Here is a 4,712-nt window from a genome sequence, read left to right as displayed (position 1 = left end):
TGGCTGGCCAAGTTTTCTACGATACTGATTAACCTTTTCTTTCTTCTGGTGTCCCCTAGGTCTGCATACTGTAATTCTTGGGCTGCCCATTTCTCCATTTTTTTGCTTACCTCCACCTTGATTCCTTCTTTCAAAACTATACCTATCAATCGTTTCCCCTTTTTTTTAAGTTTCTTCTCTTTTTGTTAAGAAAGATCCGACTAATGTGGGTGGGTGGAATTAAATATAAGATGAACGTAGGTTGGGTTGAAGCATGAAACCCAACGCCCGCATGGGTTACGCTACCGCTAACCCATCCTACAAATAATTGTGCCTCCCTACTTAGCAGGATATCAGGTAAGTCGGGATTAGCAATTCTCGCCCCACCAGCGATCGCTGTTGCCAAAGAATAGGGCGTAATTGCCCGAATTTTTAGCCCACAGAGACGAGGTATTTTTTAAGCATTCATGGCGAGATTTGTCAAATTATTTAAGAAATGTGAAGGAGCGCAAAGGAAAATTAAAAGAAGGGAAGATATAGATGTTGGGGAGAATACTAAGTGCTAATCTAAGGTTATCCCATCTATTCCGAGGTTAACCGTCGAGCAGGAGAAACAATCACCGGATTCCCTTGCTGGCGGCAAAAATCAGTTTCTTTAAATGAAAGTTAACAGAACTTCGCATTTCTGTTAAGAGAAGGTTTAAAGAAACTTGTTAGAATAGAGGTAGATAAATCCAGTTGCAAATAGGCGCTCGACCCGATGAATTTTCCGCGCGATCCGACAAAAAAAAGAGAACGAAAACACCGACAATATCTAGACTGTGACCTCTAATTGACTTTCAATCAACAGCGCGATCGAGCAGTTTTTTTGAGGATTAAATTCCTGGCATCAACATCCCTTAAAAATAGTTGATCTGGGCAGTCCATAGCAAAATTTTTAGATGGAGTAGTGAGTATGAAGCTATTGATTCAGGGCAATAATATCGCTGTCACCGAACCTATTCATGATTATGTGGAACAAAAGCTGGAGAAAGCGGTGAAACATTTTAACGGCATAACCACAAAGGTCGATGTTCACCTCTCCGTGGAAAAGAATGCACGCATTCCCGATCGCCACAAAGCGGAAGTAACGGTTTATGCTAATGGGACAGTGATTCGCGCTCAAGAAGGAAGCGAAAATTTGTACGCGAGTATTGATTTAGTTTCTGATAAAATCGCTCGTCAACTCCGCAAGTATAAAGAAAGATTGGTGGATCATCGCACCAACGCCCCCGTTAAAACTAGCGAGGTGGTGCAAGAGAAACCCTTAGATGATAGCCTAATTGGCGATCGCACTCCCGAATTACCTGCGGAAGTAGTGCGGATGAAATACTTTGCCATGCCACCGATGACTATTGAGGAAGCACTAACACAATTGCAATTAGTCGATCACGATTTCTATATGTTTTGCAACAAAGACACTAACGAAATCAACGTTATCTATCAACGCAATCACGGCGGTTTTGGTGTTATTCAGCCCCGTCCCGTTAACGTAAATGGCAAAGAATCCAATTAACAGTTAGCGACCACAAATAAAACTAAAGACTGGAGAAATTCTCCAGTCTTTTTCTCATCTAACCAAGATTAACTTTCACCACTTTATTTTTTTCTGCCACCGCTTTCGGGAGGGTGAGATAAAGAATACCGTCTTGATAGTTAGCGGTAACTTGGCTATTTTGCACCTCTACTGGCAGGGTAATCAAGCGACTAAATTTACCATAATAAAATTCGCTGTTTTCTACCTCGGCAGGGCGTTGACGTTGCCCGTTAATAGCCACCATTTGCTTGCTAACCTCCACATCGATATCTTTAATATCCACACCAGGTAATTCGATTTTTAATTCCACGGAATCCTCATTAACAGAGATTTCCACCGGTGGACGAGATACCAAGGAAGTTGTCGGTAATACTTCTTGAAAAAGTTGATCGATTTGACGTTGAACAGAATTAATTTCTAGGAAGGGAGAATAAAGAGTGAAAGCCATAGTAATAATTTCCTTGAGAGGTTTTCTCTGACTGCGATTACATCTATCTTAAGCAACTAACTTGGCTTACACAAGGCGGTTTTCAGGAAATAAAAAGTCGCAATAACCGATACAGTTATCAGTTATCAGTTATCAGTTATCAGTTATCAGTTATCAGTTATCAGTGGCAAGTTGTGGGGTGTGGGGTGTGGGTGTGGGGTGTGGGGTGTGGGGAGAACAAAGCTGCCTTTTGCCTTTTGCCTTTTGCCTTTTGCCTTTTGCCTTTTGCCTTTTGCCTTTTGCCTTTTGCCTTTTGCCTTTTGCCTTTTGCCTTCGTTAAAACCATTGTTGTAATTCCGGCCAACCCAAACCCTGACGCACGATATCCGGTTGATCGCCGGTAAAATCAACAATTGTTGACACTTCCGAACCGGGAGCCGAACCATCTTCGATAATTAAATCAACTATATGATCGAGGGCATCGAATAACCTAGCGGATTCTAATCCCTTGGTGGGAAAATCCCCCTCCTGATCGGGAAGATGGGCAGAACTAGAGATAATGGGATTTTCTAGGGTTTCGATAATAGTGCGACAGATAACGTGATCGGGAACCCGGATACCGGTGGTTTTCCGCTTCGGATTCATCACCACTTTCGGCACTAATTTAGTCGCCGGTAAGAGAAAAGTGTAGGGACCGGGTATGACTCGTCGCATAATCTTATAGGCATAATCGCTGACCACTGCGTACTCGGAAATATTCGACAAAGAAGAACAGAGAAACGTCAAGGGTTTATCATTAGATAGTTGCTTGATTTGGCGAACTCGTTCGACGGCAGATTTCACATTGAGATCGCAACCGATCGCGTAGACAGTATCGGTAGGATAAAGCATAATTGCCCCATTTTTAAGGGCATGACAGATTTCTTGGATAGAACGTTGCTGGGGATTTTCGGGATGGAGAGAGTAAATAGTAGCCATGATAGCAAAATCGTCGCCTATTGGGATTGTCCCACGGGAATCGCCGGGGATATGTGTTTAGGGGCATTAGTAGATTTAGGAGTCCCCCTAGAATACCTGATTGCACAACTACAAACTTTAGGAATCGAGGATGAATATCAGTTAAGGGCCGAAAAAGTGCATCGTCGCGGTCAAATTGCCACTAAGGTTCACGTCGATGTCACTGCCGAGAAGTCTGCTGATCATCACCACCATCACCATCATACCCCCGCTCGCCATTTACCGGAGATTGAAAATTTAATTAAACAGGCAAATTTACCCCAGAAAGTCCAAGAATGGAGTTTAGCGGTTTTTCAACAACTTGCGATCGCAGAAGGAGCCGTTCACGGGATCGCGCCGGAAAAGGTGCATTTTCACGAAGTGGGGGCAACCGATGCCATTGTTGATATCGTCGGGACTTGTTTGGGTTTGGATTGGCTATCGGTGAGTGAATTATACTGTTCTTCTCTACCCACCGGCGGCGGTACAGTTCAGGCCGCCCATGGTCGTTTACCGGTTCCCGTGCCAGCAGTAGTACAATTGTTTAGTCAGGGACAAGTACCAATTTATAGTAATGGCATCGAAGCGGAGTTAGTAACACCCACGGGGGCAGCTATTGTGACAACTTTAGCTAAAAGTTTCGGTAAACCGCCGAAAATGCAGTTAGAAAAGGTCGGTTTAGGGGCAGGTACAAAAGATTTACCGATTCCCAATCTTGTCCGGCTTTGGTTAGGGAAAAAAACACCAGAAAAGCTAGATGAAAGGGAAACCGTGGCAGTTTTAGAAACTCAAATTGATGACTTAAATCCGCAAGCGATCGCCTACTTAAGCGAGTCTTTATTACAAGTGGGTGCCTTGGATGTATTTAGTCAAGCAATTACTATGAAAAAATCTCGTTTAGGGATACTCTTGACAGTAATTTGTGCCTTGGATAAAATTGCGATTTGTGAAAGTATGATCTTTCAGGAAACCACAACTTTAGGCATTAGAAGGACGATTCAAGAGCGATCAATCTTAAAAAGAGAGATACAATCGATCGATACTGTCTATGGTAAAATTCGGCTAAAAGTTGCCTACAAAGAGTCAATTAATCAACCGATTACCGTACAACCAGAATACGAAGATTGTGCCGCTATTGCCCGTCAGCATCATCTACCTTGGCGATCTGTTCATCAAATGGCATTGGCTGTTTGGCAAGAAAATACTTCTGACTGAATAAAGAGGATATTTATTATGTTTTGTCGAGCAATTTAGGAGTAAGCATTAGCGATCAAAGAAAACGGGTTTCTTAAAGAAACTCGTTTTTTTTATAGAAACCAACCTACGAGGCGATGCTAAACAAATTGAAAGTAATAACTGGTTAACGCAATACTGGTGTTATAGTCATTTCAATTAAGATTGAGAATATCAATGCCAGAGTTCATAAGGGTTTAACTGGTCTAGAGTGTATCAGACTTATCTGAAATGACTATATCTTGAACTACTCCAATTAAGTCACCGCTTTGATAGATGGCTGTATCTAAAGCAGAACTACCGACCCCCAAATTTGCATACGATAGGCTAAGTGTACCAGTATTCTTAATTTGAATATAATCGTTTGCCCCGTTATAGTCAGTAGACCTCTTGCATAATTTTTTTATGGTATAATATAAGGTTTTGCTTTTTTCTCAATTCTTAGATTGAAGTGGAAAAAAGAATAAAATGTGATCTTAGGTCAGGAAATCATCTATAATT

At 42.0% G+C, this 4,712-nt stretch carries 5 protein-coding genes; 2 read left to right on the top strand and 3 right to left on the bottom strand.

Annotated features, from left to right (window positions below):
- Positions 1–98 (bottom strand): IS4/Tn5 family transposase DNA-binding protein (locus tag EWV68_RS11035; RefSeq protein ID WP_141705406.1); only part of this gene is annotated, 98 nt, incomplete at its 3' end.
- An 836-nt stretch (positions 99–934) separates the two neighbouring features.
- On the opposite strand from EWV68_RS11035, the gene hpf reads away from it, so the two are divergent.
- Entirely contained in the window at positions 935–1,534 is a 600-nt protein-coding gene (hpf, locus tag EWV68_RS11030; RefSeq protein ID WP_061432672.1) for a ribosome hibernation-promoting factor, HPF/YfiA family, read from the top strand.
- Positions 1,535–1,592: 58 nt separating this feature from the next.
- Here hpf and EWV68_RS11025 read toward each other — a convergent pair whose 3' ends face one another.
- Complete coding sequence (locus tag EWV68_RS11025; RefSeq protein ID WP_061432673.1) at positions 1,593–2,003, bottom strand: Hsp20/alpha crystallin family protein; 411 nt, start codon at positions 2,001–2,003, stop codon at positions 1,593–1,595.
- 315 nt (positions 2,004–2,318) lie between these two features.
- Positions 2,319–2,960, bottom strand: a complete 642-nt coding sequence (locus EWV68_RS11020) for an L-threonylcarbamoyladenylate synthase (protein ID WP_061432674.1) — start codon at positions 2,958–2,960, stop codon at positions 2,319–2,321.
- Here EWV68_RS11020 and larC point away from each other — a divergent pair.
- Positions 2,937–4,193: a nickel pincer cofactor biosynthesis protein LarC gene (gene larC, locus EWV68_RS11015; RefSeq protein ID WP_072319824.1), complete on the top strand. Its 1,257-nt coding sequence runs from the start codon at positions 2,937–2,939 to the stop codon at positions 4,191–4,193. The two genes, EWV68_RS11020 and larC, sit on opposite strands and share 24 nt — an antisense overlap.
- Positions 4,194–4,712: the final 519 nt, after the last annotated feature.

Source organism: Microcystis sp. M_QC_C_20170808_M9Col (assembly GCF_007095495.1).
Taxonomy (GTDB): domain Bacteria; phylum Cyanobacteriota; class Cyanobacteriia; order Cyanobacteriales; family Microcystaceae; genus Microcystis; species Microcystis aeruginosa.
This window is presented reverse-complemented; position numbering and strand designations above follow the sequence as displayed.